The organism is Janthinobacterium sp. 78 (assembly GCF_003096775.1).
GTDB lineage: Bacteria > Pseudomonadota > Gammaproteobacteria > Burkholderiales > Burkholderiaceae_D > Janthinobacterium > Janthinobacterium tructae.
On record NZ_QENT01000001.1, the window covers coordinates 1211595 to 1237943 of the forward strand.

The 26349-nt window shown below is 64.1% G+C and carries 25 protein-coding genes; 12 read left to right on the forward strand and 13 right to left on the reverse strand.

The window, feature by feature from the left end; genetic code table 11:
• Positions 1-82 precede the first annotated feature (82 nt).
• From C8C92_RS05335 to glcF, 3 genes are read left to right on the forward strand one after another with little or no spacing between them, the layout of a single operon-like run.
• Positions 83-1573, forward strand: coding sequence for an FAD-linked oxidase C-terminal domain-containing protein (locus tag C8C92_RS05335; protein WP_116743196.1), 1491 nt, complete (start codon positions 83-85; stop codon positions 1571-1573).
• Between the two features lie 16 nt (positions 1574-1589).
• Positions 1590-2660 (forward strand): glycolate oxidase subunit GlcE, encoded by a 1071-nt coding sequence (gene glcE / locus C8C92_RS05340; RefSeq protein ID WP_099760663.1) that lies wholly within the window; start codon positions 1590-1592, stop codon positions 2658-2660.
• A gap of 6 nt (positions 2661-2666) precedes the next feature.
• The gene (glcF, locus tag C8C92_RS05345; RefSeq protein ID WP_116743197.1) at positions 2667-3896 is read left to right on the forward strand and encodes a glycolate oxidase subunit GlcF; all 1230 of its coding nucleotides are present in this window, start codon (positions 2667-2669) and stop codon (positions 3894-3896) included.
• Here the strand turns inward: glcF and C8C92_RS05350 are convergent.
• From C8C92_RS05350 to C8C92_RS05365, 4 genes are all read right to left on the reverse strand, one after another.
• A complete protein-coding gene (locus C8C92_RS05350) occupies positions 3889-6000 on the reverse strand; it encodes an EAL domain-containing protein (protein WP_116743198.1) in 2112 nt (703 codons plus the stop codon). The two genes, glcF and C8C92_RS05350, sit on opposite strands and share 8 nt — an antisense overlap.
• Before the next feature lie 183 nt (positions 6001-6183).
• Positions 6184-6669, reverse strand: coding sequence for a glutathione peroxidase (locus C8C92_RS05355; RefSeq protein ID WP_116743199.1), 486 nt, complete (start codon positions 6667-6669; stop codon positions 6184-6186).
• Position 6670: 1 nt separating this feature from the next.
• A complete protein-coding gene (locus C8C92_RS05360) occupies positions 6671-7810 on the reverse strand; it encodes a PilT/PilU family type 4a pilus ATPase (RefSeq protein ID WP_207780971.1) in 1140 nt (379 codons plus the stop codon).
• 4 nt (positions 7811-7814) lie between these two features.
• The gene (locus tag C8C92_RS05365) at positions 7815-8858 is read right to left on the reverse strand and encodes a type IV pilus twitching motility protein PilT (protein WP_099760659.1); all 1044 of its coding nucleotides are present in this window, start codon (positions 8856-8858) and stop codon (positions 7815-7817) included.
• Positions 8859-8928: 70 nt separating this feature from the next.
• Between C8C92_RS05365 and C8C92_RS05370 the strand changes: the two genes are divergently transcribed.
• Together C8C92_RS05370 and proC are read left to right on the forward strand one after the other, a co-directional pair.
• Positions 8929-9633: a YggS family pyridoxal phosphate-dependent enzyme gene (locus C8C92_RS05370; RefSeq protein ID WP_116743200.1), complete on the forward strand. Its 705-nt coding sequence runs from the start codon at positions 8929-8931 to the stop codon at positions 9631-9633.
• Positions 9634-9651: 18 nt separating this feature from the next.
• On the forward strand, positions 9652-10482 hold the full coding sequence (proC, locus tag C8C92_RS05375) for a pyrroline-5-carboxylate reductase (protein ID WP_099760657.1): 831 nt from the start codon (positions 9652-9654) through the stop codon (positions 10480-10482).
• On the opposite strand, the gene C8C92_RS05380 is transcribed toward proC, so the two are convergent.
• From C8C92_RS05380 to C8C92_RS05415, 8 genes are all read right to left on the reverse strand, one after another.
• Positions 10483-11199 (reverse strand): anti-sigma factor, encoded by a 717-nt coding sequence (locus C8C92_RS05380; protein ID WP_099760656.1) that lies wholly within the window; start codon positions 11197-11199, stop codon positions 10483-10485.
• The gene (locus C8C92_RS05385) at positions 11196-11753 is read right to left on the reverse strand and encodes a sigma-70 family RNA polymerase sigma factor (RefSeq protein WP_116743201.1); all 558 of its coding nucleotides are present in this window, start codon (positions 11751-11753) and stop codon (positions 11196-11198) included. Before C8C92_RS05385 ends, C8C92_RS05380 begins: the two co-directional genes overlap by 4 nt.
• 92 nt (positions 11754-11845) lie before the next feature.
• Entirely contained in the window at positions 11846-12319 is a 474-nt protein-coding gene (locus tag C8C92_RS05390) for a DUF3455 domain-containing protein (protein WP_243420393.1), read from the reverse strand.
• A gap of 304 nt (positions 12320-12623) precedes the next feature.
• On the reverse strand, positions 12624-12971 hold the full coding sequence (locus C8C92_RS05395) for a hypothetical protein (RefSeq protein ID WP_116743202.1): 348 nt from the start codon (positions 12969-12971) through the stop codon (positions 12624-12626).
• On the reverse strand, positions 12968-13354 hold the full coding sequence (locus C8C92_RS05400; protein WP_099760652.1) for a phage holin family protein: 387 nt from the start codon (positions 13352-13354) through the stop codon (positions 12968-12970). Before C8C92_RS05400 ends, C8C92_RS05395 begins: the two co-directional genes overlap by 4 nt.
• A gap of 56 nt (positions 13355-13410) precedes the next feature.
• Positions 13411-13767, reverse strand: a complete 357-nt coding sequence (locus tag C8C92_RS05405; protein ID WP_046683402.1) for a DUF883 family protein — start codon at positions 13765-13767, stop codon at positions 13411-13413.
• A 108-nt stretch (positions 13768-13875) separates the two neighbouring features.
• Positions 13876-14730 carry a 4-hydroxybenzoate octaprenyltransferase gene (ubiA, locus tag C8C92_RS05410; protein ID WP_116743203.1) on the reverse strand — a complete coding sequence of 285 codons (855 nt, stop codon included), beginning with the start codon at positions 14728-14730 and terminating at the stop codon, positions 13876-13878.
• A 76-nt stretch (positions 14731-14806) separates the two neighbouring features.
• Positions 14807-15739, reverse strand: coding sequence for a hydrogen peroxide-inducible genes activator (locus tag C8C92_RS05415; protein WP_116743204.1), 933 nt, complete (start codon positions 15737-15739; stop codon positions 14807-14809).
• A gap of 209 nt (positions 15740-15948) precedes the next feature.
• Here C8C92_RS05415 and rfaE2 point away from each other — a divergent pair, with 209 nt between their 5' ends.
• The 7 genes from rfaE2 to C8C92_RS05450 all read left to right on the forward strand — a co-directional run bounded on the left by rfaE2 (position 15949) and on the right by C8C92_RS05450 (position 25760).
• Positions 15949-16431, forward strand: coding sequence for a D-glycero-beta-D-manno-heptose 1-phosphate adenylyltransferase (gene rfaE2, locus C8C92_RS05420; RefSeq protein ID WP_099760649.1), 483 nt, complete (start codon positions 15949-15951; stop codon positions 16429-16431).
• A 129-nt stretch (positions 16432-16560) separates the two neighbouring features.
• Complete coding sequence (locus C8C92_RS05425) at positions 16561-18045, forward strand: hypothetical protein (RefSeq protein WP_165829292.1); 1485 nt, start codon at positions 16561-16563, stop codon at positions 18043-18045.
• Entirely contained in the window at positions 18042-19511 is a 1470-nt protein-coding gene (locus tag C8C92_RS05430) for a hypothetical protein (protein WP_116743206.1), read from the forward strand. The genes C8C92_RS05425 and C8C92_RS05430 overlap by 4 nt, the downstream gene beginning before the upstream one ends.
• A gap of 44 nt (positions 19512-19555) precedes the next feature.
• Positions 19556-20008 (forward strand): hypothetical protein, encoded by a 453-nt coding sequence (locus tag C8C92_RS05435; protein ID WP_116743207.1) that lies wholly within the window; start codon positions 19556-19558, stop codon positions 20006-20008.
• A 37-nt stretch (positions 20009-20045) separates the two neighbouring features.
• The gene (locus tag C8C92_RS05440; protein ID WP_116743208.1) at positions 20046-23744 is read left to right on the forward strand and encodes a tubulin-like doman-containing protein; all 3699 of its coding nucleotides are present in this window, start codon (positions 20046-20048) and stop codon (positions 23742-23744) included.
• Positions 23745-23777: 33 nt separating this feature from the next.
• Positions 23778-24995: a hypothetical protein gene (locus C8C92_RS05445; RefSeq protein ID WP_116743209.1), complete on the forward strand. Its 1218-nt coding sequence runs from the start codon at positions 23778-23780 to the stop codon at positions 24993-24995.
• A 15-nt stretch (positions 24996-25010) separates the two neighbouring features.
• Positions 25011-25760, forward strand: coding sequence for a hypothetical protein (locus C8C92_RS05450; protein WP_099760643.1), 750 nt, complete (start codon positions 25011-25013; stop codon positions 25758-25760).
• Positions 25761-25873: 113 nt separating this feature from the next.
• Here the strand turns inward: C8C92_RS05450 and trmL are convergent, their stop codons facing one another.
• Positions 25874-26344 carry a tRNA (uridine(34)/cytosine(34)/5-carboxymethylaminomethyluridine(34)-2'-O)-methyltransferase TrmL gene (trmL, locus tag C8C92_RS05455; RefSeq protein ID WP_071079428.1) on the reverse strand — a complete coding sequence of 157 codons (471 nt, stop codon included), beginning with the start codon at positions 26342-26344 and terminating at the stop codon, positions 25874-25876.
• Positions 26345-26349: the final 5 nt, after the last annotated feature.

Sequence of the window (26349 nt, forward strand, 5' to 3'; positions counted from 1 at the left end):
GCTTCGAAATGGACAAAAAAAGCGCTGCGCGCCACTTTTGTGCTTACAATCGTTGCACGCCCATGCCCTTTCCCCCCATCTTATGCTCAATGCTGCCCCTGAACCTGGATTGACCGCCGCGCGCCAGCAAGCCGTCGTCGCGGCCCTGCTGGCCGTGCTACCGGCCCGCTGCGTGCTGTCCGACGCCGAAGATACGCGCCCGTACGAATGCGACGGCCTGGCCGCCTACCGCCAGTTGCCGATGGTGGTCACCCTGCCCGATACGGAGGAACAGGTCATCGCCATTCTCGGTGTCTGCCGGGAACTGAAGGTGCCGATCGTGCCGCGCGGCGCCGGCACGGGCTTGTCGGGTGGCGCCTTGCCGATCGCCGACGGCGTGGTGCTGTCGACGGCGCGTTTGAACCGCATCGTGCGCCTCGATGCGTATGCGCGCATCGCCGTGGTGCAGCCGGGCGTGCGCAACCTGGCCATTTCCGAAGCGGCGGCGCCACACGCGCTGTATTACGCGCCCGATCCCTCCTCGCAGATCGCCTGCAGCATCGGCGGCAACGTGGCGGAAAACTCGGGTGGCGTGCATTGCCTGAAATACGGTTTGACCGTGCACAATGTGCTGCGCGTGCGCATCGTCACCATCGATGGCGACGTGCTGGAACTGGGCGGCGAATGCCTCGACTCTCCGGGCCTCGACCTGCTGGCCATTTTCATCGGCTCCGAAGGCATGCTGGGCATCGTCACGGAAGTGACCGTGAAACTGATCCCGAAACCGGCGACGGCCAGAGTCATCATGGCGTCCTTTGACGACGTCGTCACGGGCGGCAACGCCGTGGCCAACGTGATTGCCGCCGGCATCATCCCGGCCGGGCTGGAAATGATGGACCAGACGTCTTCGCGCATGGTCGAACCGTTCGTCAAGGCCGGCTACGACATCGATGCAGCCGCCATTTTGCTGTGCGAAGCGGACGGCACGCACGAGGAAGTGGAAGAGGAAATCGCCCGCATGACGGCGGTGCTGGAAGGGGCGGGCGCCAGCGCCATCGCCGTCTCGCAGTCGGAAGCGGAGCGCATGAAGTTCTGGTCCGGCCGCAAGAATGCGTTTCCCGCCGCCGGGCGCATCTCGCCCGATTACTACTGCATGGACGGCACCATTCCGAGAAAAAAACTGGCGCAAGTCCTGACGGGCATCGCCGGCATGGAAACGACGCATGGCTTGCGCTGCGCGAATGTGTTCCACGCGGGCGACGGCAATCTGCACCCGCTGATCCTGTTCGACGCCAACAAACCCGGTGAATTCGAGCGCGCCGAAGCGTTTGGCGCGGACATCCTGGCGCTGTGCGTGGCCGTCGGCGGCACCATCACGGGCGAGCATGGCGTGGGCATGGAAAAGATCAATTCCATGTGCGTGCAGTTTACGCGCGCCGAACTCGATGCGTTCTTTGCCGTCAAGCGCGCCTTCGACCCGCATACCCTGCTGAACCCGGACAAGGCGATCCCCACCTTGAACCGCTGCGCCGAATTCGGCAAGATGCATGTGACGGCAGGGCGCCTGCCATTCGCCAACCTGCCCCGTTTTTAATTTGCCGGAGACTCCTTTGCAAGCGATAGTGGAACAATTCAGGCAGGCCATCCTGGCGGCCAGCGCGGCGGGCAAACCCTTGCGCCTGCGCGGCGGCGGCACGAAAGACTGGTATGGCCAGCAGCTCGAAGGCGAGGTGCTCGACACGCGCGCGTATGCGGGCATCATCGACTATGAACCGACGGAGCTGGTGATCACGGCCCGCTGCGGCACGCCGCTGGCGGACATCGAGGCGGCGCTGGCCGCGCGCAACCAGATGCTGGCCTTCGAGCCGCCGCACTTCGGTCCTGGCGCCACCGTGGGCGGCGTCGTCGCCAGCGCGCTGTCCGGCCCGCGCCGCGCCAGCGCGGGCGCGCTGCGTGATTTCGTGCTGGGCGCCGTGCTGATGGACGGTCATGGTGAACGCCTGGCTTTCGGCGGGCAAGTCATGAAAAACGTGGCCGGCTACGATGTTTCGCGCCTGCTGGCGGGGTCCATGGGCACGCTGGGCCTGATCCTGGAAGTGTCGCTGAAGGTGCTGCCCCTGCCGCTGCGCGAAGCGACGTTGCGCGTGGCGTGCGCGGAAATCGCCGCCTTGCGCTTGCTCAATGAATGGGCGGGCAAGCCGCTGCCGATATCGGCCAGCTGCTGGCACGACGGCGTGCTGACGCTGCGTCTGTCCGGCGCTGAAGCGGCCGTGTCGGCGGCGCTGCACACGCTGGGCGGCGAGCTGCTGGCAGCCGATGAGGCGGCCGCCTTCTGGCTGGCCGTGCGCGAACAGACGCACGCTTTCTTTGCGGGCGCGGGCAGCTTGTGGCGCTTGTCGCTGCCGCCGCACGCCAGCGCCGTGATTGTAAAAGGGCGCCAGCTGATCGAGTGGGGCGGCGCGCAGCGCTGGCTGAAGCTCGATGGCGACGCCGATGTGCAAGGCGCCCAGGAAATCCGCCAGGCGGTGGCTGCCGCTGGCGGTCACGCCACCCTGTTCCGCGGCGGCGACAAGACGGTGGGCGTGTTCCACCCGCTGGCGCCCGCCATCGCCACCATCCACCAGCGCCTGCGGCAGGCTTTCGACCCTGCCGGCATCTTCAACCCGCACAGAATGTATTGAGCGCGCATGCAAACCAATCTCGCCGATTTCATCAAGAATACGCCGGCAGGCGACGAAGCCGAAGCCATCTTGCGCGCCTGCGTGCATTGCGGCTTTTGCACGGCCACCTGTCCCACCTACCAGCTGCTGGGCGACGAGCTCGATGGCCCGCGCGGACGCATCTACCTGATCAAGCAAGTGCTCGAAGGCGCGCCCGTCACGGCCAAGACGCAGACGCACCTGGACCGCTGTCTGACCTGCCGCAACTGCGAGTCGACCTGTCCCTCGGGGGTGCAGTACGGGCGCCTGGTCGACATCGGCCGCAACGTCGTCGAACAGCGCGTGCAGCGCCCCTTGCGCGAACGCGCCTTGCGCTTCGCCCTGAAGGAAGCCTTGCCGCGCCGCTGGCTGTTTACGCCCGTGTACAAGGCGGGGCAGGCGCTGCGGCCCTTGCTGTCAAAAGGCTTGCAGGATAAATTGCGCCCGGGCGCCGCCGCCGGTGCATGGCCCGCGCGCCAGCACGCGCGCAGCATGCTGCTGCTCGACGGCTGCGTGCAGCCGGCCATGTCGCCCAACATCAACGCGGCCACGGCGCGCGTGCTCGATGCGCTGGGCGTGCAATTGATCGTCGCGCCGAAGGCCGGTTGCTGCGGCGCGCTGCGCCATCACCTGAACGACCAGGAAGCGGCGCTGGACGACATGCGCCGCAATATCGACGCCTGGTGGCCGTATGTCGACAGTGCCGAAGCCATCGTCATGACGGCGTCCGGCTGCGGCGCAACGGTGAAGGAATACGGCCATTTGCTGGCGCACGACGCGCAGTATGCGGAGAAGGCGCGCCGCATCGCCGCACTGACGCGCGATTTGTCCGAGGTCATGCCGGCGTTTGAAAACGAGCTGGTGGCGCAGCTGAAAGGGCGCATCGGCAAAAAAGTCGCGTATCACCCGCCGTGCACCCTGCAGCACGGCCAGCAAATCCGCGGCAAGGTGGAGCAGGTGCTGCGCGCCGTCGGCGTCGACGTGCGCCTGTGCGCCGACAGCCATTTGTGCTGCGGTTCGGCGGGCACGTATTCGATCCTGCAACCGGCCCTGTCGCAGCAGCTGCGCGATAACAAGGTGGCAAACCTGGAAGCGTGCGAGCCCGATGAAATTGTGTCGGCCAATATCGGCTGCCTGAGCCACCTGCAGTCGGGCACCGAGACGCCCGTGCGGCACTGGATCGAGTTGATCGACTCCGCTTTGTCCCAGGTCAAATAGACACTTCGCTATATTGGGCAGTTTTCCATTGTGGCGCCGGGATGAAATTGTGCGCCCACTCCAGCACGGCGTCGGCCGGCATGGGGCGGGCGATGCCGTAGCCTTGCGCCAGGTCGCAGCCCAGCTGGATCAGGCGCGCGCCATGTTCGACGCTTTCCACGCCTTCGGCAATCACCGTCAAACTGAATGAACGGGCCAGGCCGATGACGGCGCGCACCAGGTGCAGGTCGTCGCGGTCGTTGAGCATGTTGCGCACGAAGCTTTGGTCGATCTTGACGATGTTCGCCGGCAGGCGCTTCAAATACGACATCGACGAGTAGCCGGTGCCGAAATCGTCGAGCGCGAACGTGATGCCCAGCGCCTGGCAGGCGCGGATGATGCGGCGCACGTCCTCGATGTCGTGCAGGGCCGACGATTCGAGGATTTCCAGTTCCAGCATGCTGGCGCACACGCCGGGAAATTCGCCGAGGATGGTTTCCAGGCGCGAGACGAAATCGGGTCGCTGGAAGTGGCGCGCCGCGATATTCACGCTGACCACCCAGTGCTTGCCGGCCGCACTCCAGCGCTGCAGCTGCCACAGGGCCTGGCGTAGCACCCATTCGCCGATGTCGATGATCAGGTCCGTCTGCTCTACCAGCGGCAGGAATTGCGCCGGTGCCAGCACGCCGCGGCGTGCATGCTGCCAGCGCAGCAGCGCTTCCATGCCCACCACCGTGCCGGCGCGCATGTTGACCTTGGGCTGGTAGTACAGCCGCAGTTCGCCGTTGATCAGGGCCTGGCGCACTTCCGTGCGCTGGTTGTGGTGGGTGCGCACTTCTTCATCGAGGTTGGTATCGAAGAAGTGGTACTGGTTGCGCCCCGTCAATTTCGCCTGGTAGACGGCGTGGTCGGCGTGGCGCAGCAGGCTTTCCGTATTCAAGTCCTTGCCCGCATAGACGGCGATGCCGGCGCTGGCCGTCATGTGCAGCGCCTGCTGGTCGCACTGGTAGGGGCGGCTCAGTTCCTGCATCAATTGCGTGACGTTCTGTTCGATGCTGGCGATATTCACCTGGCCGCACAGCAGCATGACGAATTCATCGCCGCCCAGGCGCGCCGCGTAGTGGACCTGGCCCGTAAAACTGTGCAGGCGGCCCGCCACCTGCTTGAGGATTTCATCGCCCGCTTCGGCGCCGTAGCGGTCGTTGATGACCTGGAAGTGGTCGAGGTCGAACAGGCAGACGGCCAGCAGGCGCTGGCGTTCGCGCGCCAGGAACAGTTCCTGTTCGAAGCGGGCGGCCAGCGCGGCACGGTTGGGCAAACCCGTCAGTACATCATTGTAGTTTTGCCATGATAATTTTTGCAGCGCCTGCTGCATGTGCACGGTTTCGTTGAGCTGCTCGCCCAGCTGGCGCTGGCTGGTCTTCAGCGAGGAAAACAGTTCTTCGACATCGCCGGCCATGCTGTTGAACGAGTGCGATACGGCTTGCGCTTCGGGCGTGGCGCCAGCGGCCAGGCGCACGGCGAAGTCGCCTTCGCGGAAGCGGTCGGTCGCTTGCACCAGCCGCGCCAGCAAGCGCCGGTGCGTGGCCAGGATCAAGCCCAGCAAGAGGAAGACCAGCACGATATTGATGGTGCTGAGGACGGCCTGTTCGCGCACCCGCTGCCATACCTGCGCCAGGGGCAGGCCGGGCGTGTAGTGCAGGGCGAGGATGCCGTCGCCGCCGTCCGGCAGCGCCACCGTCAGGCGGCTGCGGATGGCCGTGATGCCGGCCAGGCGCGCGAACCATGCCGGCACCGTGGCCGCCACGCTGTCGGCCGGCGGTTTGTCGGCCAGCACTTCGACATGCGCGTCAGCCGTGTCCCAGCGCGCGGAAACGAGGCTGCGGTTCAGCGGCAGGGCGCCGCGCAGCACCTGGCGCACGCTGTCGTGCATCGCGTGACTGTCCGTGTGTACGCTCAGCGGCAGCACGCTATTGGCCAGGAACAGGTCGAGTTGCCGGGCATCGCTCTGGTAGCGCGCCTTTGCCAGCGCCGTTTCCGTACCGAGCAGGGCGTGATAGCGAACGGCGGAAACGGCGAGTATCAGGAAGAAAATAGGAATGAAGAGACGGGAATAAATGCCCATCCGCATCCATGAAGATATGAATTTCCCAAAGACTGGCATCGTTTTTTGATCGATATCTGCGAATAATTATGTCAACATTATCACCGAAATTTGCTATTGGAAACACAATATTAATATCAAGCATGAAATAAATACGGATAGCTTGATTTCAATGTTTGTTGTTTTAAATCAAAGCGTCGCGTGCTATTCCTGTATTAATTGCCGAATGTCGGCCGCCAGGCTGGCCGGTTTGCTGGCCGTCGCGTAGCGGCGAAATACGCTGCCATCCTTGCGCACCAAAAACTTGGTGAAATTCCATTTGATCGCTTGCGTGCCGAATATGCCGGGCGCTGCCTGTTTTAATTGCGCAAACAGGGGATGGGTGTGCGGACCATTGACGTCGATCTTGGCAAACAGGGGAAAGGTGACGCCGAAGTTTTTCTCGCAAAAAGCGCCGATGTCCGCATTCGAGCCCGGTTCCTGGTGGCGGAATTGGTTGCAGGGAAAGCCCAGCACGACCAGACCCTGCTCGTGAAATTCGCGGTACAGCGCTTCCAGGCCCTGGTATTGCGGCGTGAAGCCGCAGGCGCTGGCCGTATTGACGATCAGTAGCACCTTGCCCTTGTAGCGCGCCAGGTCGACCGGCGTGCCGTCCAGCGCCTCGGCCTGGAAAGCGTGGATGCTGCTCATGTCAGAGCAGTCCCAGTTTGGTGGTGCCCGCTTGCGGGGCCGGTTCCGGCGCCGTTGCGCCCTTGAGCATGATTGTCAGGCGCAGGTCATTGACGGAGTCCGCATTGCGCAGCGCGTCTTCATAGCTGATGGCGCCCCCTTCGTGCAGGTCGAACAGGGCCTGGTCGAACGTCTGCATGCCAAGCTCGCGCGATTTTTTCATCAATTCCTTGATCTCGTGCACCTGGCCCTTGAAGATCAGATCGCTCATCAGCGGCGAATTGAGCAGGATTTCCAGCGCCGCCTTGCGCCCGCCGCCTTCCTTGTTGGGCATCAGCCGCTGCGAAATCATGCCCTTCAAATTGAGCGACAGATCCATCAGCAGCTGCTGGCGCCGCTCTTCGGGGAAGAAATTGATGATGCGGTCCAGCGCCTGGTTGGCGTTGTTTGCGTGCAGGGTCGCCAGGCACAGATGGCCCGTCTCGGCGAATGCGATGGCGTGGTCCATGGTCTCGCGGTCGCGGATTTCGCCGATCTGGATTACGTCAGGCGCCTGGCGCAGGGTGTTTTTCAGGGCCGTGGCCCAGTCGTCCGTATCGACGCCCACCTCGCGCTGGGTGACGATGCAGTTGCCGTGCGGATGGATGAATTCCACGGGGTCTTCGATGGTGATGATGTGGCCGTGGCTGTGCGCGTTGCGGTGGCCCACCATGGCCGCCAGCGTGGTCGACTTGCCGCAACCCGTGGCGCCCACCATGATGACGAGGCCCCGCTTGCTCATCACGATGTCTTGCAGAATGGCGGGCAGGCCCAATCCATCCAGCGTGGGGATGGCGGTATTGATCAAGCGCAAGACCATGCCTGCCTGACCCATCTGCACGAAGGCGGACACGCGGAAACGCCCGAGGCCGTCCGGGCTGATGGCGAAATTGGCTTCGCGGCTGGACGCGAATTCGGCCGCCTGGCGTTCGTTCATGAGGGCGCGCACGTAGCCGGCCGCCTGTTGCGCATCGAGCGCGGCGCCCGCCAGCGGCGTCAGCTTGCCGTCGAGCTTGATGGCGGCAGGAAAACCGGCCGTGATGAACAGGTCGGAGCCGCCCCGTGCGCGCATCTGCGCCAGCAGCGCGTGCATGGCGCCATAGTATTCGTGCGTCGTTTGCATGGGCTTATCCGGGGAAGTTTTCAGGCGATTTGGCGGCCGCGCGGGCCGCTTCGGCCGAGATCGTGCCGCGCCGCACCAGGTCGCTCAAGCACTGGTCCAGGGTCTGCATGCCCACGTTGCTGCCCGTCTGGATGGCCGAATACATTTGCGCCACTTTCGCTTCGCGGATCAGGTTGCGCACGGCGGGCGTGGCCAGCATGATTTCATGCGCGGCCACGCGGCCCGCGCCGTCCTTGGTTTTCAGCAAGTTCTGCGAAATAACGGCTTGCAGGGATTCGGACAGCATGGCGCGCACCATTTCCTTTTCCTCGGCGGGGAAGACGTCGATGATGCGGTCGATCGACTTCGCCGCCGACGAGGTGTGCAGGGTGCCGAACACCAGGTGGCCCGTTTCGGCCGCCGTCAGTGCCAGGCGGATGGTTTCCAGGTCGCGCAATTCGCCCACCAGTATCACGTCCGGGTCTTCGCGCAGGGCCGAGCGCAGCGCGTTGCTGAACGAATGCGTATGCGATCCCACCTCGCGCTGGTTGATCAGGCATTTTTTTGGCTCATGCACGAATTCGATCGGGTCTTCGATGGTCAGAATATGGTGGTTCAGGCGTTCGTTGACGTGGTTCACCATGGCCGCCAAGGTGGTCGACTTGCCGGAGCCGGTCGGACCCGTGACGAGCACGAGGCCGCGCGGACGCATGGCCAGCTCGCCGAAGATGCGCGGGGCGTTGAGTTCTTCCAGGCTCAGCACTTTTGAGGGAATCGTGCGCAGCACGGCCGAAGCGCCCCGTTCCTGGTTGTAGGCATTGACGCGGAAGCGCGCCAGGCCGGGAATCTCGAACGAGAAATCGCATTCCAGCGCTTCTTCATAGGCTTTGCGCTGGCTGTCGTTCATGATGTCGTAGATCATGCTGTGCACATCCTTGTGCTCGAGCGGCGCCACGTTCAGGCGGCGCACGTCGCCATGGACGCGTATCATCGGCGGCAGGCCGGAAGACAGGTGCAGGTCGGAAGCCTTGTTGCTGACGGAGAAAGCGAGTAATTCGGAGATGTCCATTTATAATCCCTGTGCCTGCATTGATGGGCTGGCGCACTGTGCCGCCGCCCCTATACACTAGAAAATGATTATGTCCACAATCGAACAGAACTTGCAAGCCGTGCGCGACAGTATTGCGCAGGCCGCCGCTGACGCGCAGCGTGCGCCGGCCGAGGTGACCCTGCTGGCCGTGTCAAAAACCTTCGGCGCGGACGCCGTGCTGGCCGCCATGCGCGCGGGCCAGGTGGCGTTTGGCGAAAATTATCTGCAGGAAGCGCTCGACAAGATCGCCTTGGTGAAGGAGGCCGCACCGCAGCACGTCCCGGCATGGCACTTCATCGGCCCCATCCAGAGCAACAAGACGCGCCCCATCGCCGAACACTTCGATTGGGTGCACACGGTGGAGCGGGAAAAGATCGCCGTGCGCCTGTCCGAGCAGCGCCCGGCCGGCTTGCCGGACCTGAATATCTGCCTGCAAGTCAATATCAGCGGCGAAGCGAGCAAGAGCGGCGTGACGCCGGCTGACTTGCCGGCGCTGGCGCGCGCCGTGGCGCAATTGCCCCGCTTGCGCTTGCGCGGCCTGATGGCGATTCCCGAGCCGGAAACGGATGTCAACCTTCAGCGCGCTGCCTTTGCGCAATTGCGCGTGCTGTACCAGCAATTGAAGGCCGACGGGCTGGCGCTCGACACCCTGTCGATGGGCATGTCGGCCGACTTGCGTGCCGCCGTGCTGGAAGGCGCCACCATCGTACGCGTGGGCAGTGCCATCTTCGGTTCCCGTAATTACTCTCACTGATTGAATGAAAGAATCACCATGACGACAGAATTGAACATCGCCTTCGTGGGCGGCGGCAATATGGCCGCCGCCCTGATCGCCGGCCTGGCAGGCAAACTGACCCTGGGCGGCAACATCCACGTGATCGACCCGCATGCGCCCGCGCTGGAAAAATTGCAGGCGCAATTCGGCGTCACCACGGCGACTGCCGCCGGTGAAGCGCTGCGCGGCGTGGACGTGATCGTGCTGGCCGTCAAACCGCAAAGCATGCGCGAAGTGGCGGCGCAATTGCTGCCCTTCCTTGACGGGGAACGGGCGCCATTGATCCTGTCGATCGCGGCCGGCATCCGCGCGCAAGACCTGTCGCGCTGGCTCGGTGATTACCCTGCCATCGTGCGCTGCATGCCGAACACGCCGGCCCTGATCGGCATGGGCATCACGGGCATGGTGGCCAGCAGCGGCGTCAGCGACGAACAGAAAAAGACGGCGGACGCCATCCTGCGCGCCGTCGGCCAGACCGTCTGGCTCGACGACGAAGCGAAGATCGACCCCGTCACGGCCGTGTCGGGCAGCGGCCCCGCCTACGTGTTCTACTTTATCGAAGCGATGCAGCAGGCGGCTGCCGAACTGGGCTTGACGCCGGAGCAGGGCACGCAGCTGGCCATTGCCACCTTTACGGGCGCGGCGCAGCTGGCGGCGAACTCCAGCGAAGCCGTGTCGCTGCTGCGCGAGCGCGTCACGTCGAAGGGCGGCACGACGTATGCGGCACTCACCAGCATGGAAGAGAGCGGTGTGAAGGCGGCCATCGTCAAGGGCATCAAGGCGGCCGCGCAGCGCGGGCGCGAGATGGGGGACGAGCTGTCTCAGTAATCAGATCACCTTGACGGCGCGGCCGATGTATAAAATCGGCCCCGTCGGCCGGCCAGTGGGCGAACCCGTAGCCGGTTCCAGCGTGATTTCAAACAGTTGCTCAGGCTGCAGCGGCGGCAGCTTGTCCAACGTCAGCTTGAGGCTTTGCCCAGGCTTGACCAGGCCCAGCGAGACAGGCGCGCCCCAATCCTTGCCCTTGGTCCAGAATTGCAGGGCTTTTTGCTGCGGCACATTTGTTGCTCCCAGCGGGATCAGGCGCAGGTCGCGGTTCTTGCCGCCGCGTCCGCCCGCCTGCACGATCCAGCCCGGCGACTTATCCTGTGGCGCCACCAGCACGACCAGATAGCCGGGTCCGGCTGGCGCCTGCAGTTGCATGGTGACCAGCACGGCCAGCGCGGCTGTGGCCGCCAGGCCGCCGCCGGCCAGCACTCGCCAGAAGGCCAGGCTGTTCCACCACGCCTGCCAGCCGCCCGCCTGCCGCACGGTGTTCGGCGTGAACAGGCTGGCGCTGATGCGCGGCCACAGTTGCGCGGACGGCGTTTCGGGCGCCGCCAGGGTCGTCAAGGGCAGCAAGCGCTGTTCCCAGGCAGCAACGGCATCGCGCAAGGCGGCGTTGCGCGGCAAGCGCTGTTCCACTTCCGCGCGCTCGGCCAGCGCCAATGTGCCCAGCACATACTCGCTGGCCAGCCTTTGCAGTTCTTCGTCGTTGTCGATCATCCCATGCACTCCCGCAAGGCGGCCAGGCCCCGCTTGACCCAGGCCTTGACGGTTCCCAGCGGCGCTTCCAGGCGCTGCGCGATTTCGCTGTGGGTACAGCCATCGACGTAGGCGTACAGGATGCTGTTGCGCTTGGGTTCGTCCAGGTGGCCCAGGCAATCGTGCAGTTTGCCCATGTTCGCCTGCAGCGCATAGGCGTCGCCGGCGTCATCGCCTTGGCGTTGGTGCAGCAGGGTTTCCACGGTATCCTCGTCGGCCGATACTTCATGGGCGCGGGCGCGCGCCACGTTCAGTGCCTGGTGCCGCACCACCACATAGATCCAGCCCTTGCCGCTGCCGCGCGTGGCGTCGAAGCTGCCGGCGCGGCGCCAGATATTCAGGAAGGCGTCGTGCAGCACGTCTTCGGCCAGGGCCCGCTGGCGCACGATGCGCAGGGCCACGCCCAGCAGGTAGCGGCTTTCCTGCTGGTACAGGCCGTGCAATGCCTGCTGCTCGCCCCTGGCGCAGGCGCGCAGGGCGGCATCGTAGTCGAACGGAGTGGCTGGGGCTGGCAAGGTGGGCGCAATCGTTTGAAGTTGACGGTTAGCAAGTTTTCAATGCCGAGTATAGGCCAGAAACCAGCTTGCCAGCCGTCGCTTGAAAGGATTTATGCCGATTTCCAAAAAATGTAATCGGCCTGGTAGGGCACCCATTGCTTGGCGCCGACGGACTCCATGCCGCAGGGGCTGCTTGGCGCCACGCCGCCGCTGGTGGCCACGCGCTGGATGTAGCTGACGCCCTGCATGGCGCCGCTGCCCATGGCCGGGTTGGCTTTTACCAGTTGATACGGAATATTGCCCGCGCCGGCCGGCGCCACGGCCACTTGCGTCGCCGTCACTTTCGAGCCGTCCAGGCTGGCCCAGGTGGCAGGCGGACCGACATACGTGCCCACTTGCATGCCGCTGCGGTCGTTCAAGGCCGCATCCGGGCCCACGAAGACCCATTCATGGCCCGGCATGTCTTTTTTCGCCTTGCATTCATAGGCGATCTTGCCCACGCCCACTGTCTGCATGGCGACTTGATGACCATCGGGCACTTTGACGGCGCTCGGCAATTGTTCCTGCGAGTAGCGCGCGCTCATAGGGGCGCAGGCGCTCAGCAGCAGAGCGGCGCCCAGTACAGTGAGTGCGGGGACGGAAACGGCATGGCGTGGGGCAGTGAAGGCAAGCATGGCAAACTCCTGGTAGTTGGCTCAACCGGTTGGTTGATGTCATTACTACGCAGGGGATCGCCATTTGGATGCAGCCAGGAAAAAATATTTTAGAACGCCTATCAAAACCTACTGCGCGTCGTAATTTGCGGCCTGCGATGCTCACTGTACCTTCGTACAGTTGCGCTTCTCGACCACAACTTCCTTCCGCTCGCTACGGTTTTGTTAGGCGTTGTTAGTCTGGTGTTTCTTTCTTGCTGAAACGCTGCGCCAGCGCCAGCACGACGGGCAGGGCGGTGGTGGCGTGCTTGAGCAGCGCGCCGCTGGCCCGCAGCAGGGGCAGGAAGCGGCGCGGGCGCACCAGCAGCAGGCCCAGCACGGCGCCTCCTATCATCAGGGGAACCTTGAAACGCGTGGCCAGGGTGTGGCGCAGATTGCCTCCCGTCAAAGGTTGCAGCAACTGGCGCGTCTGCACGCCCAGGGCCAGGCGCTGCAGCGCGCATTCGGCCAGCAGCGCGTCGCGTCGCTGCGCCAGGCTGGCGGCCGTGTGCACATGCGATAACTTGGTGGGATGCGTGGTCATGGCCGCTCCGATTCCCGGCGCGCCAGCAATTGCAGCTCGTCCAGGTCTTTGTTCAGTTCGGAAAGTGTGAAGGACAGCAGTTTCGGCTTGCTGCGGAAACTGGCGCGCACACCGAGCAGGGTGGCGAGGGCGGCAGCGATGAAGGTGGCGGCCGTGATGGCGATGGCGGCGATGCGGTGCGTGTCCCAAAATAACACGATGACGAGGAAGACCAGCAGCACCAGGCCGACAAACAGGCACAGCAGCGCCAGCATGGCCAGCGCCAGATAGGACAGGAAGCGCAGCGACTCTTCTTCCATTTCCACGGCCGCCAGGGCCAGACGGGTCTGGACGATGGCGGCGAGAGTCGCTGCGACTTGGGCGACATGGTGCACGATAGCCATATGCTGCCTTTCGCGTCAGGAGACGGCCTGCGCCGTCGGTACTGCGTCGTTACGATCTAGCGGCGTGACGAGGAAAGCAGCAGGCCGAACAGCACGCCGACGACGGCGCCCGCGCCGACAGCTTTCCATGGATTGTCCTGCACGTATTCATCGGTGGCCTTGGCCGCCTTCTTGGTACGTTCGAGCAAGTCTTCTTCCAGCTTGATCAAGTCTTTCTTGGCCGTTTCCAGGGTGGCGATGAACTTGTCCTTGACGGCTTTGACATTCTCTCCCGTCTGATCCTTGGCGCCATCGAGCCAGCCTTCCGCTTCATTGATGACGGTTTTCAGGTCGCCGACCAGTTTGTCGCGCGCCTTGTCGGCGTCGGCGAGGATGCTGTCGCTGCTGGATTTTCCGGTATGTATCGAGCTCATGTATTACCTCATGGAAGTGAAACTGCACAGTGAAATACCAGTGTAGGCAACAGCGGACAGGCTAGTCTTGCGCCGCCTCAAGAGCTGCTGCGGCGCAAGGATCATTGATTAACGGAAAGCAAAGTCCAGCACCACGCCCGCAAACACCGCTGCTCCTAGCCAGTTATTATGCCGGAACGCGGCAAAACACGGCATACGCTCGCGTGCGCGGATCAGGGTGTAGTGGTAAATGGCGCAAGCGGCCGCCACCAGCAAGCCCGCCACATACCAGTAGCGCAAGCCCAGGTGCCAGCCGCAGACCAGCCACAGCAGCAGGAAAGCGGCATAGCACAGCATGATGATGGCCACGTCGTAGCGGCCAAAGGTGATGGCCGAGGTCTTGATGCCGATCTTTAAGTCGTCGTCGCGGTCGACCATCGCGTATTCCGTATCGTAGGCCACAGCCCAGAAGACATTGCCCAGCAACAGCAGCCAGGCGACGACGGGCACGCCATCCGTGATGGCGGCAAAGCCCATGGGGATGCCGAAGCCGAAGGCGATGCCGAGATATGCTTGCGGAATCGCAAAGAAACGCTTGAAGTAGGGATAGGTGCCGGCGATGATGACGGCGGCCACCGACAGTTGCTTGGTCAGCGCATTCAAGGGCAGGATCAGGCAGAAGGCCAGCACGGTCAGCACGCCGGCCACGGCCAGCGCTTCCTTGCCGCTGATGCGCCCGCTGGTGATGGGACGGTCCACCGTGCGCTTGACGAATTTGTCGATATCCTGGTCGGCGTAGTCGTTGATGGCGCAGCCAGCCGAGCGCATCAGGAAAGTGCCAAGCGTAAAAATGAGCAGCAGCCGCCAGTCCGGCACGCCCTGCTGCGCCAGCCACAGCGCACACAGGGTAGGCCACAGCAGCAATACGGTACCGATAGGCTTGTCCAGCCGTATCAGGCGGAAATACAGCGCCAGCTTGTTCATGGAAGACTCGATCTTGTTGAAGAGAAAGGTCGATTATCGCAAATAGTATGCAAATGTACTATTTGATGTCCTCGACCTACGCGTCGCGTAACTGCGTAATGCCGGGCAGGTTGCAACTGGCGATGGCCGCACACAAGGCATCGATGGCCGCCTTGCGCGTAAAACTCTTGCGCCACAACATCACCACCCTGCGCGATGGCACGGGGGCGGCGAAGGGCCGGTATTCGAGCATGCCGTCGGTGGCGTGCATATTGGTGACGGAGGCGCGCGGCAGCACCGTCAAGCCGATGCCGCTGGCCACCATGTGGCGGATGGTTTCCAGCGAGGAACCTTCAAACGTGCGCTGCATGCCGTTGCCGGGCGAGGAAAAACGCGCCATTTCGGGGCACACTTCCAGCACCTGGTCGCGGAAGCAGTGGCCATTGCCCAATAGCAGCATGGTTTCCGATTTCAAGTCTTGCGCGGCGATTTTTTCACGTGCGGTCCACGGATGCTGGCGCGGCATGGCAACGACGAACGGTTCGTCATACAGTTCCTGCATGGCCATGCCGTGGTCGGGCAGGGGCAGGGCCATGATGGCCACGTCCAGTTCGCCCTGGCGCAGCAATTCGAGCAGGCGAACCGTGAAGTTTTCCTGCAAAATCAAAGGCATTTGCGGCACCTGGTCTATCATGGCCTTGACCAGGGGTGGCAGCAGGTAGGGGCCGATCGTGTAGATCACGCCCAGACGCAGGGGGCCGGCCAGCGGGTCCTTGTTTTGTTTGGCGAGTTCCTTGATGGCGGCCGTCTGTTCCAGCACGCGTTCGGCTTGCGCGATGATCTGCGCGCCCAGGGGCGTGACGGAGATTTCCGCACCGCCCCGTTCGAACAGGACCACGCCCAATTCGTCTTCGAGTTTCTTGATGGCCACTGACAGGGTGGGCTGGGCAACGAAGCAAGCTTCGGCGGCGTGGCCGAAGTGCTTCGCGCGCGCGACTGCAACGATATATTTCAGTTCAGTCAGTGTCATAGTTTGATTGAAACACAGGAAGTGCTTACTTGCAATGAATGAAAGGTGGCGCGCACCTGAAACTGTGGCGCCGATGGCGTATTGTAGCGGATCGCCCCCTATAATGCGGGGCCGGGCAGCGAAGGCAGAGGGCTGCCCGCGCTGGCGGCGGCATGCAAGGCGACAGCCACGCCGGAGCGTGACCAACTTTAACCCAAGAAGAGATATCCATGCCTGATTTTGAAAACAAACTGTGCGGCCGTGAGGAATTGCGCGCCCGCGCCGCAGCCTTGCCGAAACCGGTGGTGGTGACGAATGGCGTGTTCGACATTCTGCACCGCGGCCACGTGACGTACCTGGCGCAGGCGCGCGCGCTGGGCGCCTCGCTGGTGGTGGCCGTGAATACCGATGCATCGGTAAAACGCCTGGGCAAGGGCGACGACCGTCCCCTGAACAGCTGCGAAGACCGCATGGCCGTGCTGGCTGCGCTGGAAGCGGTGAGCCTGGTGGTGCCATTTTCGGAAGACAGCGCCCTGGAAGTGGTGCAGGAAATCGAACCGGAAATCTATGCCAAGGGCGGTGACTATGACATGGCGGCCATCCCCGAAGGCAAGGCCGTGCTGGCGTATGGCGGTCAGGCCGTGGCCATCGATTTCGCGCACGACCGCTCGACCACCAAGCTGCTGACGAAAGTGCGCACGCAGCAGGGCTGAGGAACGCCGTCAATGTTTCCATACAGATAAAAAGACGTTACTATGAGAACTGCCAGGGTTGCGACCTCATTGCGTCAGCCCCAGCACCCGTTACACCGCCTGATAGGCATTGCTAGTCATAGAAAATACATGGATCTTAAAACTTCTGGGGATTGGGCTGTGCCCTCCGGCGTCTGGTACGTCGACGACGATGGCGCGTGGAGCATGCAGCGCAGCGCGGACGGCCAGAACGTCTCGCCCCTGCTGAGCCAGGCCGATATCGGCAAGCTGATGCACGCGCGGCGCCTGCCGGCTGCCGCTGGCGCGCCCGTGCGGCTGTTTCCGCCTGAATTTTCGTTCGATCCCGCCTCGGGCGCGGCCTTGCAGGTGCCGCCCGACACTTCAATTACCCCGCCGTGGGTGCCGCCCTACGGCGCGCAGCCCGTCAGCGACGTGCCACCGGCTGGCGCGGCCGGCTTGCGCCAGGCCAGCGTGCCCCTGAAGCTGGCGGACCAGCGCGTGCGCGAAGAGCATGCGCAAGCCGATGCCTCGCTGCCCATGCCGCCGCCGGGTGAATACGAATTCTTTTCCGCCCGCTTCGGCACCAGCGCGCCCGCGCTGCTGGCGCTCGATCCGCGCAAGGCCGTCTTGCACGCCTGGCTGCCCGCCTCGCAACGCTGGCTGGCGCTGGACCCCGACCATGGCAGCCTGCTGGCCGAATCGGATCTGGCCCACGGTGCTTGGCGCGCCGAGCTGGTGCCGGAGTTCAACAGTGTGCTGGTCTTGCCGACCAGCCATGGCCTGGCCTGCATCCGTCCCGACGTGCCTTCGCTCACTTACGTGGTCGAGCATGTGGGCGGCGCGCCGTGTGTGGCCGCACCTGTCTGGTTCCAGAATCGTTTGTGGGCGCCCTTGCGCGACGACGATGGCCGCATCCGCTTCGTCAATCTTGACGCGCAACAAAAGCCGGGCAGCGACGTGCTGCTCGATGGCGTCGTGGACCTGGGTGCCGTCGGCGCGCCCGTGGCCTACAACCGCATGGCCGTGTGGCCGTGCGCCAACGGCCAGTTGCGCTTGCAGCTGCAGCCCGATGGCAACGTGGCCGCGTCGTTTACGTCCTGGCCCGAAGGGCTGGTGCCGCACTTCGAATTCGGCAGCCCTTACCTGTCGCGCGACGGTGGCCTGTGGCAACTGTGCTTTGAAAGCCGGCGCGGCACTTATGTCTATGTGAAACTGGGTGGCCAGGTCGAGAAGGCCGACGCGCTGGCGCCGCGCCTGTGTTCGGGCAACTTCAATTACCGCTTCGCCACCAAGCTGAAAACGGCGCCGTGGGAAGAGCCGGAACACGGCGACGATGGCGGCAAGAACCAGGCTGTCATGCCGCTGCTGGAATCGAGTGCTGGCAACAGCGTCTTTGGCGTCAAGTTTGCCACCAGCGCCGGCCTGTCGAGCGTGCTGCGCTCGAACGAGCGCCTGGCGGCCCAGCTGGTGCAGGACGACGAATTGCGCGAAACCGTGTTTCATACGTTTGCCGTCAGCGAGCCGTGGCGCGTGCGCCTGTTTGTCCATGAAGGCACCTTGTGGGCGTATCATCCGCTGCTGTCGCGCATCGATGGCTGGGCCTTGCAGGCATGAAGGCGCGCTTACTGACGGTGGCCTGCGCCGCGTTTTTCAGCGCTGCCGCCGCGCACGCGGCCGGCATCCAGCAAGCGTTTCTGGTGCAAAACTCGGGCTGGATGGAGCCGTTTTATACGGATGAACATTCGCAACTGAAAGCCCTCGTGGGCGCCGTGGCGCAGGCCGCCACGAGCCCGTCCGATAAAGTCTATACGCTGGCGTTCAGCCAGAGCAGCGGCAGCAATGTGTCGCCCGCACTGATCGGGCAGGGGCAGGGTGGCGCTGGCGTGGCAGGCCAGCTGGCCAGCCTGGGCCTGGCGCGCAAGAGCGCCGGTGGCGCGCTGGCCGACACGGATTTCCAGGAAGCCGTGACCAAAACCATCACGGGGCCGTTCCAGTCCGCGTCCGGCATCGTGTGGATCTTTACGAATAACAAGAACAGCCCGAACAACGACAGCCAGACGGCCGAGCGCAACCGCGACTTTTACCGTTTGCTGCACCTGGAGCCGTCGATCACCAAGACCTTGGTGTTTCCGCTGCGCATGCCCGTGCAGGGCAAGCTGTACAGCGCCAAGGGTTTGATGGTGTATGCGCTCGCGTATGGCCAGCCCGCGTCCGAGGCGTTGACCCGCATCCTGGCCGAAGGGCGGTTGTCGCAAGTGCTGACGCGTCCGCCCGCGCGATTGAAACCGGTGGACCAGGATGCCGTGCGCATCGTGCCCCAGTCCGTCAAGAACAGTCCCAATGTGCACGCCAGCCTGGGCCGCGACGGGCGCACCATCGTGCTCGACGTCGATGCGGCGAACCTGGTGCCGCAAGTGGTGCTGCAGGCGTCCTTGCAAAACATGTTTTTCCCGTACGTGATCGACAGCGCCAGGGTGCACGCCAGCCTGGCGGGCCAGAACGCGCCGCTGCACGTTGCGCCAGATCAAATCCGCCAGCTGCAGCCGGGCGCCAGCCAGGCCGTGCAGGTACAGTTTGCGTTGCCGATGGCGCAGATTCCCTCGCCGTGGTCGGCGCAGGCGATCGCCGCCATGGGCAAGCAAGTGATGCTGCCGATGCAGGCGCAGGTGGGCCTGTCGGAACAGCGGCTGGCGCTGGCGCCCAGTTTTGGCAAGGATTTGCAGGAACTGTTCCCCGGCGACCCGATCTCAAGCATGTTCACGCCGCCCGACAGCGTGCGCGCCTCGCAGGCGACGATCCCGCTGCTGGTGCGCATCCAGTACCCGCTGCTGCCCGTGCTGGTACTACTGGGCGGCGTGCTGGCGCTCGTGCTGGGTCTGCTGGCGCTGGGTTTGCTGGGCACGCGCGCCACGCGCTACAAGGTGATGGCTGACGGCGTGCAGCGGCAAGTGTTATTAAAACCATACAAAAGCGTGCAGATCCGCGATGATAACGGCCGCGACATCGGCGAACTCAAGCGTGGCCTGGGCAAGCCGGCCGTGGTGCGCGTGGCCGAAGGCCATACCCTGAGCCTGGCCTGATAACGATTTCCTTCTAAACTATTCAAATCCACCAGAGGCATACCATGGCGCAAGACACTCCCAAAGACAACGCAGGTTTTACTTTGCCAGCCCCGGTAGCGGCCCCCGCATCCGCGCCACCGGCTGCCGATGCAGCGGGCGCATCAGCGTCCGCCACCACGGCCACCACCGAAGCTGCGCCCGCGTTGGACCCTGCCAGCACCACCGATACCTCGTCGCGCGACACCCTGGTCGGCGGCGTGGTGCTGTTGCTGCTGTTCATCGCCTTTTTCTTTGCCAAGAATGCCTATGCGAATGGCCTGGTGGCCAAGCGCGTGCCGCCGAACAAGGCCAATGCCTCGGGCTGGTGGCTGTTCATCTTCCTGGCCAGCCTGGCAACCGGTGTCGTGCTGGCCGCCGTGAACGCGCATAAATTCCTCGCGCCACTGTTCATGGGACCGCTGGTGCTGGTGGGCCTGGTCGCGTTACTGTTGACCTTTACATCGAGCCGCCGCTAAGCCGCACGCCGTCGTACGCATCATCGAAGGAATCACCATGGCAGAGAACCTGAACCAAACCATCCCCGGCGGCGCCAGCGAGCGCAAGCAGGACAAGATCATCGAACTGCGCCCGACCCTGTTCATCGGCATCGGCGGCACGGGCATGCAGGTGCTGATGCGCGTGCGCCGGCGCATCCTCAACACCCTGTGGGGCGGCGCGGGCAAGCGCACGCGCATCGAGGGCTTGGCCGATTTTCCCATCGCGCAATTCATCCATTTCGACCTCGACAATGGCGCCGTGATCGAAAGCGGCGAATCGCAGGCGAAGGACTTGCAGTTCGACCAGGTGAAGTTCACGGATGATGACAAGGTGGTCGAATCGTTCGACATGGACAAGTACAGCCGCGATGAAGACTCCCTGGAGAAATATCCGCACATCAAGGAATGGCTGCCCTTGACGCCGCAGCGCATCCGCGAACTGCGTTTCGACATGAGCAGCGGCGCCGGCCAGATCCGCGCCGTGTCGCGCCTGTATTTCTTCGACAAGTACGCGAAGATCCGCGACAAGATCCGCTTGAAGTTGAAAGCCCTGAAGGCGGGCCTGTCGCACGAGCGCCAGCTGGCCGAACTGGGGTTGCGCATGGAAACGAACCGTTTCCGCATCGTCATCGTCGGCTCCGTTGCCGGTGGCACGGGTTCCGGTTCCTTCCTCGACATGGGCTTGCTGGCGCGCTGGCTGGCGCGCAGCGAAGTGGGCGCGGCCGACGTCGAGCTGATGCTGTTCTTGCCGACCGGCTACACCAAGGCCAACAAAGACCGGGTCGAGGCCAACGGCTATGCGGCGCTGATGGAGCTGGAATCGGCGATGATGGGCAACAAGGGCTATGTGGGCCGCTGGGATGCGTATGACCGTCCGGAATTGACGCGCGAGCCGTACAGCGAGGTGTACCTGATCGATTCGGGCAACCTTGCCCAGCAGCACACCAAGGATGTCAGCGACGTCTATCACATGGTGGCCGACTCGCTGTTCGAGGATTTCGCCTCGGCCGACTTCGCGCGCGCCAAGCGCTCGATCGCCGTCAACCAGGCGCAGCACAAGAACTCGCTGTACAACGCGCCCGTGCCGCAAGACCGCTTCGGCGACATGCGCCTGTATTTCTCGAAGCGTTTTTCTTCGTTCGGCATGGCCGTGCTCGATACGCGCCAGGAAGCGGCGCGCGACGAGCGGGCGCACCGCTGGGCCGGCGCCATGCTGCAAGCGTTCTTTGGCGTGGGCGGCACGGATGCGGGCGCCAACCGCGCCACCGATACGCAGCGCGATAATTTCCTTGCCGCCAATATGTTCCTGAAGGGCACGCCGTTCAGCGATTTCCCCGAGTTTTCCGACAAGAGCATCGAATTGAAGCGCTCCAGCGGCGATTTCATCGATTTCCGCATCGTCGACGAATTACTGGAAGACCGCCACGGCCACTTGCTGGCCGGCGTGGAAAACCGCGTCAACACGCGCATCAACGATATCCGCACGGGTTTCGACCGCAGCGAATGGCCGGCGCAGGTGCGCGATGCCATGAAGCATCTGGAACGCGACGCCGTGCGCGACCAGGATTCCACGGCCGATACGACGGAAGACCGCATCAGCAAGCGCCGCCGCGAAGTGCTCGACGACGTCAAGAAAGTCGTGCGCGACCAGCTGTATGGCTATCTGGATAATAAAGAGTTCGGCGGCCTGGAATACGTGCTGTCGCTGGTGGAACAGATCAAGGACCGCATCGAGGCGCCGGGCAGCGGCTTGACGGCGCAAATCGGCAACAATGCCGAGCGCTACCGCGAGATCAAGGAAGCCGTGCGTTCGCGCGAATACGAGCGCTTACTGAACAATCTGGAACAGACGCGCAGCACCTTCGGTTTCCTCAGCAATGGCGAAAAGCAGGCGGGCGTGGTGATGGACCATTTGCGCACGGAAATGGCGAATGCGCTGAAATTCCATCTGCGCGCCAAGGCGGCGGACGAGTCCGTCGTCCTGCTGGGCGAACTGTCGCGCTGGCTGGGCAACCGGGTCGGCGTCGATGCGCAAGGCCGCGCGCAGTGGAATGGCCTCGTGGGCGAGCTGCAATCGGGCCGCGAAGGCGTGCTGGCCATGCTGGCGGAACTCAAAACGGCCAATACCATCTTGCAAAAGGACCTGGACAAGGAACACGCGACCCTGATCGTCATTCCCGTCACGGAAAAAGACATCGCGCTGCCATCGGCGGCCACCTTGCGCCAGTGGGCCGATGAAGCGTTCAAGGACATGGGCGGCTCGAAAGCGCTGTTCCCCATGCTGGCCGAACCGGCGCAGCGCGGCTTGATCCTGGTCAAGGTGACGCGCATGGCGGAGAACATGATCGCCACGGCGGGCCTGGTGGAAGGGGCGACGAGCACGCCCGACCCCCTGTTCGAGGCGCTGGAACAGATGGATGTCTCCGAACGCCTGGACCGCTTCCGCAAGCTGCTGGCCTGCTCCATGCCATGGATCGACGCCAACATGGCGGGCGATTTCACGGTCGTGTCGGACCAGTTCAAGTGCGTGATCGGCGTGGCCAACGCGGCCGCCTTCAAGGCGAAGTTCGGCGCCGAGCTCGAATCGTGCGTGCCGACCCAGGTGGGCATCACGGTGAGCCAGCTGGAAATCGTCGAGACGGGCATCCGCGGGCGCGCCGTCTGCTATTGCGAACTGGCCGGCGTGCCGATGACGGTGCTGCGCGGCCTGGAAGGCTGGCGCACCAGTTACCGCAAGGAAGGCGACAACGACAAGGCGCCGACCCACACGCATATCGATCCGACGCAATTCACGCATCCGATCGCGCCGAACACGGACGAGATGAAACGCCTGGCGGAAGACTTCGGCGAGTTCCTGCAAGCCATCATGCTGGGCATACTGACGCGCCACACGGGCAGAGTCGTGCCGCCGGGCCAGTACCAGTTTGCCGTCGAACCGGGCGATTTACGCCGCATCGGCAATGAACGGGCCATCCGCCAGAACGGCATGCCCGCCTCGTACGAGAAAAATATCGCCTTGCGCATCGAGGAAAAACTCGCGGCGCTTGATGCCGTGCAGACGGCGGCCCTGGCGGCACTGGCAAAATACTATGAACGGGGCGTGTATGCACCGAAGCTGGTGGCGCAGGCCGATGGCTCGCAGCTGCCGTATATCGGCTTTGGCAGCGCCATTTCCGCCGAAGTGGGCACGCGCCTGCGCGATTCTGCACGCCGCAAGGGCATGGCCAGCGATGAGCTCGACCGCACGGTACAAACCTTGCTGGGCCGCCTGAAGGAATGGGCGAATGTCATCGGCGACTCCGACAGCGACGCGTATGACTGGGAAGTGCGCGAGCCGGAAGCGGATGGCCAGCCCCGTCTGAAATACGCGATCAAGGGGGAAATGCTGGAAGCGGGGCGCCTGGAGCAATTGTTGCGCCCGGCCAGTGCGGCCGCCGCTCCCGTGGCGCCGGCGTTCGGCATGGCGCCGCCACCGCTGGGCGGCATGCCGCCGCCTTTGGTGGAGTACCAGTATTTCCTGGGCATAAACGGCCAGCAGCAGGGGCCGTTTACGGCCCAGCAGATCGTGCAGTACGTGCAGGCGGGGCAAGTCGCACCAGGCACCACCAAGGTGTGGCGCGCCGGCTTGCCGGCCTGGGCCGACCTGGCCCAGTTCGCCGAACTGGCACCTTTGTTCCTCAGCGCGCCGCCACCGTTGATGCCGCCGCCCCTGTGAACGCTGGAATGACGTTGGAATGAAGGATTAGTTGTGGATATCTGCATCAAATGCAAGACGGGCCTGTGGACCGTTGTCAGTCATTGCCCCTACTGCGGTCACGCCGTGGCTGGCGCGGCCAAGCCAGCGGCGGCCGTGCGGCCACCGCTGCCGCCTGTGCCAGTGCCTATGCCAGTAGCGCCGCCCGTGGCGCCCAAGCCGCCGCCCGTGCCGGTGACACCGGCGCCCGCGCCGAAAGCACCGCCGAAACCGGCGCAGCCGCAGCCGCAGCCGCAGCCGCAAGCTGCGCCGAAGCCTGTACCTGTACCTGTACCTGTACCTGCCCCGGCGCCAGCCCCGGCCGCACCGGTGCCGCCGTCACCGCCGCGCAAGTGGCTGCGCTGGGTCGGTGGCATCGCCGTGCTGGCTTTTGTGATCGTCTACATGAATGGCAAGCCGGGCAGCAAGAACGATGGGGCTTGCAACGACGCCATCGACAGCGGCTTGAAACTGGTAGCAAATGGCAGCCTGGACGGCGCGCGCCAGAAGCTGGCGACGGCGAAAAATGTGTGTACGGGCAAGTCCAGCGCCAAGGCGGACGATTTGCAGGCGGCGATCGGCAAGGCGGGCGCCGCATCGGGCAGTTGCCAGCGCGGCGTGCGCGCCATCGAGCGCGCCATTGATGGCCATCAATTGCAAAGCGCGGCCAGCGGTATCGCCGCACTCGACACCGATTGCGCGGGCGCTGCCAGCGTGGCATCCTTGCGCAAGCAGCTGGCGCGCCAGCAGGCGGCAGCCGCGTCCGTGCTGGTGGGAGTCCGTCAGGCGCTCGATGGCAAGGATGCGGCAGCGGCAAGGAATGGCATCGCCCGGCTGGAAGCGATCGACCGCGAAGCGGTGGAATTGCCGCAGTTGAAGGCCGACGTGCAGGCGCTGTCGTCGCCCGCGCCTGTTTCTGCCCCGGCCCCCGTGTTGGCGCCGGCACAGCAGGAACCTGCGCCCGCGCGCGCGGTCGAACGTTCGGCGGTGGCAGAACGCCGTCCGCTGGAAACGTCGCCGGTCGATAGCGGCGCGGCCATGCGCAGCGAGATGGCGCAATCGTTCCTGCGCGACGCCGAGCGCTCTTTGCTGGAAGGCAAGTTCGATGCGGCCAAGACATATCTGGAAAGCGCGCGCCGCGTCGATCCAGGCAATGCGCGCATCGACAACCTGTCGCGCCGCATCCGCGAACGCGAACGGCAGGTGCTGCAGACGGAAACAACGATCAATTAGTTATCAGGGGACACCATGCTCAATCACACCACCTTGCGCGCCACCGCCGCACTGACCATCGCCGCCATGCTGGCCGGCTGCGCCACGGCACCGATGAATCCGAACGGCGTGCGCCAGGACGCTTCCTATCCGCAAGGCGGTACCCAGGCGGCCACGGACGAAGACCCGTGCAGCGTGGGCACGTCGGCGGCGGCCGGCGCGGCCGTGGGGGCGCTGCTGGGTGCGCTGGCGGGCGGCAAGAATGGCGCGCTGAAGGGTGCGGCCATCGGCGGCGGCCTGGCGGCGGCCGGTTGCCTGGCGTTCAATGTCAATTCACGCCAGACCAAGACGGCGGCGCAGGCGGACCGCGACTATATCCGCGCACGCGGCGCGTTGCCGCGCGAGCCGCAAGTGGTGTCGTACACCCCGCAGCTGAGCGCATCGACCGTCAAGCGTGGCCAGCCGTTCAAGGTGCATTCGGTGGTGGAGCTGGTCAACGGCAGCGCGCAAAGCGTCAACGACGTGCGCGAAGAGCTGGTGGTGCTCGATCCGCAAGGCCAGCCATTCAAGTCCGGCTCGAAGGCCTTGGCCAGCAGCAACAAATCGGGCGGGCGCTTTGAAAACTCGTTCGAGCTGACCTTGCCGGCCGGCGTGTCGCAAGGCGTGTATGGCGTCAAGACGAATTTGTACGTGAACGGCAAGCTGGCCGCCACACGCGACCTGCGCACACAGCTGGTGATGTTGGATGTGGATACGGGCGTTGACGCGCAGCTGGCGCTGCGCTGATTGCCGTATGCAAACGCGTAGGTCGGATTAGCGGGGTAAAGCCCCGCGTAATCCGACAACACCACTAACGCCAACAATGTTGTCGGATTACGGCCCCTTGGGCCTAATCCGACCTACGCGCCGCCCTGATATCCATGCTGGCGCCAGGCTTCATACACGACCACGGCCACCGTATTTGACAGATTCAAACTGCGGTTGTCGGGGCGCATCGGCAGGCGGATGCGTTGCTCGGCCGGAAAGCCGTCGCGCAGGGCCGGATCCAGGCCTTTTGTTTCCGAGCCGAACACGAACACGTCGCCCGGCAAGAAGGCCACGTCGCCGAACGGGCGCGAGCCGCGCGTGGTCATGGCGAACATGCGGGACGGGTCGGGCTGGGTATCGGCCAGGAACGCTGCCCAATTCTTGTGCACCTTCATCTTGGCGTAGTCGTGGTAATCGAGGCCGGCGCGCTTCATCTTGGCATCGTCGAGCGGAAAGCCCAGCGGTTCGACCAGATGCAGCTGCGCACCCGTGTTGGCGCACAGGCGGATGACGTTGCCCGTATTGGGCGGGATTTCAGGTTCTACCAAAACAACGTGAAACAAAATGC

Bases quoted from the DNA above. Each gene is read 5' to 3' on its own strand.
- C8C92_RS05335 (WP_116743196.1), top strand. From the start codon at position 83: ATGCTCAATGCTGCCCCTGAACCTGGATTGACCGCCGCGCGCCAGCAA.
- glcF (WP_116743197.1), top strand. From the start codon at position 2,667: ATGCAAACCAATCTCGCCGATTTCATCAAGAATACGCCGGCAGGCGAC.
- C8C92_RS05350 (WP_116743198.1), bottom strand. From the start codon at position 6,000: ATGGGCATTTATTCCCGTCTCTTCATTCCTATTTTCTTCCTGATACTC.
- C8C92_RS05355 (WP_116743199.1), bottom strand. From the start codon at position 6,669: ATGAGCAGCATCCACGCTTTCCAGGCCGAGGCGCTGGACGGCACGCCG.
- C8C92_RS05360 (WP_207780971.1), bottom strand. From the start codon at position 7,810: ATGCAAACGACGCACGAATACTATGGCGCCATGCACGCGCTGCTGGCG.
- C8C92_RS05365 (WP_099760659.1), bottom strand. From the start codon at position 8,858: ATGGACATCTCCGAATTACTCGCTTTCTCCGTCAGCAACAAGGCTTCC.
- C8C92_RS05370 (WP_116743200.1), top strand. From the start codon at position 8,929: ATGTCCACAATCGAACAGAACTTGCAAGCCGTGCGCGACAGTATTGCG.
- proC (WP_099760657.1), top strand. From the start codon at position 9,652: ATGACGACAGAATTGAACATCGCCTTCGTGGGCGGCGGCAATATGGCC.
- C8C92_RS05380 (WP_099760656.1), bottom strand. From the start codon at position 11,199: ATGATCGACAACGACGAAGAACTGCAAAGGCTGGCCAGCGAGTATGTG.
- C8C92_RS05390 (WP_243420393.1), bottom strand. From the start codon at position 12,319: ATGAGCGCGCGCTACTCGCAGGAACAATTGCCGAGCGCCGTCAAAGTG.
- C8C92_RS05395 (WP_116743202.1), bottom strand. From the start codon at position 12,971: ATGACCACGCATCCCACCAAGTTATCGCATGTGCACACGGCCGCCAGC.
- C8C92_RS05400 (WP_099760652.1), bottom strand. From the start codon at position 13,354: ATGGCTATCGTGCACCATGTCGCCCAAGTCGCAGCGACTCTCGCCGCC.
- C8C92_RS05405 (WP_046683402.1), bottom strand. From the start codon at position 13,767: ATGAGCTCGATACATACCGGAAAATCCAGCAGCGACAGCATCCTCGCC.
- ubiA (WP_116743203.1), bottom strand. From the start codon at position 14,730: ATGAACAAGCTGGCGCTGTATTTCCGCCTGATACGGCTGGACAAGCCT.
- C8C92_RS05415 (WP_116743204.1), bottom strand. From the start codon at position 15,739: ATGACACTGACTGAACTGAAATATATCGTTGCAGTCGCGCGCGCGAAG.
- rfaE2 (WP_099760649.1), top strand. From the start codon at position 15,949: ATGCCTGATTTTGAAAACAAACTGTGCGGCCGTGAGGAATTGCGCGCC.
- C8C92_RS05425 (WP_165829292.1), top strand. From the start codon at position 16,561: ATGGATCTTAAAACTTCTGGGGATTGGGCTGTGCCCTCCGGCGTCTGG.
- C8C92_RS05430 (WP_116743206.1), top strand. From the start codon at position 18,042: ATGAAGGCGCGCTTACTGACGGTGGCCTGCGCCGCGTTTTTCAGCGCT.
- C8C92_RS05435 (WP_116743207.1), top strand. From the start codon at position 19,556: ATGGCGCAAGACACTCCCAAAGACAACGCAGGTTTTACTTTGCCAGCC.
- C8C92_RS05440 (WP_116743208.1), top strand. From the start codon at position 20,046: ATGGCAGAGAACCTGAACCAAACCATCCCCGGCGGCGCCAGCGAGCGC.
- C8C92_RS05450 (WP_099760643.1), top strand. From the start codon at position 25,011: ATGCTCAATCACACCACCTTGCGCGCCACCGCCGCACTGACCATCGCC.